The organism is Aureimonas phyllosphaerae (assembly GCF_900113065.1).
Taxonomy (GTDB): Bacteria; Pseudomonadota; Alphaproteobacteria; order Rhizobiales; family Rhizobiaceae; genus Aureimonas; species Aureimonas phyllosphaerae.
The window spans coordinates 1-2,693 of record NZ_FOOA01000052.1 but is presented as its reverse complement, the minus strand read 5'-3'; the positions used below and the strand labels follow the sequence as shown (position 1 = coordinate 2,693).

Here is a 2,693-nt window from a genome sequence, read left to right as displayed (position 1 = left end):
AGATGGACAAGGTCACGCAGCAGAACGCGGCGATGGTGGAGGAGACGACGGCGGCGGCGCAGGCGCTGTCGGGCGAGACGGAAGCGCTGGCGGGGTTGGTGTCGGGGTTTGCGACCGGCCGGGGGCAGCGTTCAATGGCAGCATCCGTACGCACCGCTGCCGCCCATGCCGGCCATGCCGCATCATTCCGGCGCATGGCGGCCGCCGCGCCGATGCGCCCAGTCCCGCCCGCCCCGGCTCGTCCGGTCGCGCAGATGCGCACGGCGGGTTATGGCGGGGCGGCTCCGAAGGCCGCGGCCATGGAGGAGGGTTGGGAGGAGTTCTGAGCGCTCCCACCATCGGCTTGGACGTCACGACCCGAAACGGGTCTCGATGAGGGTGTGCCCGCTTCGCTGCGGCGGAACCTCCTGCAAGGGAGCACTCCCTTGGGCCCAGCATCGGCGGTCAACCCGGCGAGATGGCCGAAAGCAATCGTTTCGCGCGGAGACGGAAGGCGGATCACACCGGCAGGCTGCGAGGCGATCGCAAGACATACTCCTTGTCCGTTCCGTTTTCACCAAACGGAACCTGCACCCAACTGCGTGGTGCAAGGTCAGAAGCGGCCGACGACCGGGGCGCAAGACCGGATATCCTTCGGTCTCCTCCTCCCGGTCGCGACATCCACTCAGGACATTGGTTGCGTCCCGACGGCAAGCGGCTGCGATCGGCCGGTTCGCCGCGGTAACCAACCCCTTCGATATTTCCGGTTTGTTAATCATGACCGTCTGTCACGCGGATGCCTCGGCCGATAGCGTCCCGGACAGAACGACGCCGAGCCTGCGCGTCGCGGGAAACAACCTGACATGGCCGCCACGCTCACCCGCTCCTTGCGCTTCGATCCCGCATCTTCGACGCTCAACGTCAAGGCGACGGCCTATGTCTCGCCGTATACCGATCCGGTGACGCATGTTCCGGCGAAGAGCTTCTACTACAATGCGTCGCTTGATCAGACGGTCGTCCAGAGCGGCCTTTCGGGCGGCACAGCGACCATCGCCTTCTCGAAGGGTCTCGGTCAGGGCCTCCACTCCCTCGACATCTTCGCTGGCAACGCGACGAGCGGTGAACGCGTCTCCTTCGGCGCCGACATCACGGTCGCGACGGCCGCGTCCAGCGGGCAGACGATCTTCGGCGAGGACGACACGATCGGCTCGACGCGGGTGGACTACGCCTATGGCAGCCAGCACGGCGATGCCTTCTTCATGGGCCAGAACGACGATATGGTCTTTGGCTACGGCGGCAACGACTACATCGACGGCGGCACGGGTGCCGACAGCCTGGTCGGTGGTCGGGGCGACGACGTCTATGTCGTCGACAACGCGGGCGACGCGACGGTCGAACTCGCGGGCGAAGGACGCGACACCGTCCTGTCGACGATCAGTTGGACACTGTCCAAGAACGTCGAGGACCTTCGGCTGGGCGGTGATACCCCTTTGTCCGGCACCGGCAATGAGCTCGACAACCTGATCGTCGGAAACGACGGGACCAACGCTCTCACCGGCCATGCCGGGAACGATACGCTGGAAGGCGGCGGGGGCCACGACACCCTTCTCGGAGGCGCCGGCAACGACACCCTCGACGGGGGCGCCGGGGCCGATCGCATGGAAGGCGGCGCCGGCAACGACACCTACATCGTCGACATGGTGAAAGGCATCTACACGCCGATCGGCGATACGGTCGTGGAAGCGGCCAACGCTGGTATCGATCGCGTCTATGCGAACGTGACCGTCCAGCTCGGCGACAACGTCGAGCACCTCCACCTCACCGGCGAAGGTAACATCAACGGCTTCGGCAATGCCCTGGCGAACGAGATATCCGGGAACGACCGCGACAATTTCCTGTTCGGCGCCGAGGGAGTCGATACGCTGCGGGGCGGCGCCGGGCAGGATACGCTCGACGGCGGTGCCGGCAACGACCGGTTGAACGGCGGCGCCGGCCAGGATCGGCTTGCGGGCGGAGCCGGCAGCGACGCCTTCGAGTTCCAGTCGGTGACGGATTCCTCCTATGGCGCCGGCAATGCCGACCAGATCGACGACTTCGTGAAGGGCTCCGACCGGATCGACGTGTCCGCGATCGATGCGAACGAGGTGCTGGCCGGCAACCAGGCGTTCCGCATGGATACGGACGGGATCCTCGCCGTCGGCGAGATCGGTCAGCTGAAGGTCGGCGGGATGACGATCCTGACCTTCAACACGGCAGGCGACGCCACCCCTGAAATGATGATCATGGTGCAGGGCCAGCATACGTTTACGTCGGGCGACTTCTGGCTCTGACGAGCCCCCGGCCCTTCCATACCGCGGCGGGCAGGATCGAACAGATCCCGCCCGTCGATCCGTGCCTGTGGCAAGGCGGCGGCCGCCGGCCGCAGGAATGTCCAGCATCAACGCGACAGGCCCGCCGCGGCCGACCGGGCGGGCCTTTCGATCATCGTCTTCGCGGCAGGACGCCGGCGAAGCTGCGCCTCGTCAGAACTCTTGCCAATTGTCCTGAAGCGCGGCGAGGGCTGCGTTACCTTGCGCGACCGGCTTCATCTGGACGGTGGGACGGGCCGCCGGGGCGGCACGCTTGGCGACGTTCGCGGTCCGCTGGGCGGCGCGCTCGCTCTGGCGGGCATGGTTGGCGGTCGCCGCCGTCCTGAACTCGGCAATCAGGCGCGC

At 66.7% G+C, this 2,693-nt stretch carries 2 protein-coding genes and 1 pseudogene; 2 read left to right on the top strand and 1 reads right to left on the bottom strand.

Going from position 1 to position 2,693, the window contains the following annotated elements:
- A pseudogene (locus BM175_RS22925) lies at window positions 1-326 on the top strand (methyl-accepting chemotaxis protein); the annotation flags it as partial.
- A 516-nt stretch (window positions 327-842) separates the two neighbouring features.
- Window positions 843-2,309, top strand: coding sequence for a calcium-binding protein (locus tag BM175_RS22215; RefSeq protein WP_090966990.1), 1,467 nt, complete (start codon window positions 843-845; stop codon window positions 2,307-2,309).
- A 192-nt stretch (window positions 2,310-2,501) separates the two neighbouring features.
- Here BM175_RS22215 and BM175_RS22920 read toward each other — a convergent pair.
- Window positions 2,502-2,693 (bottom strand): hypothetical protein (locus tag BM175_RS22920; RefSeq protein WP_210185828.1); only part of this gene is annotated, 192 nt, incomplete at its 5' end.

Excerpts from the sequence above, each read along its gene's own strand:
- BM175_RS22215 (WP_090966990.1), top strand. The coding sequence starts at position 843 with ATGGCCGCCACGCTCACCCGCTCCTTGCGCTTCGATCCCGCATCTTCG.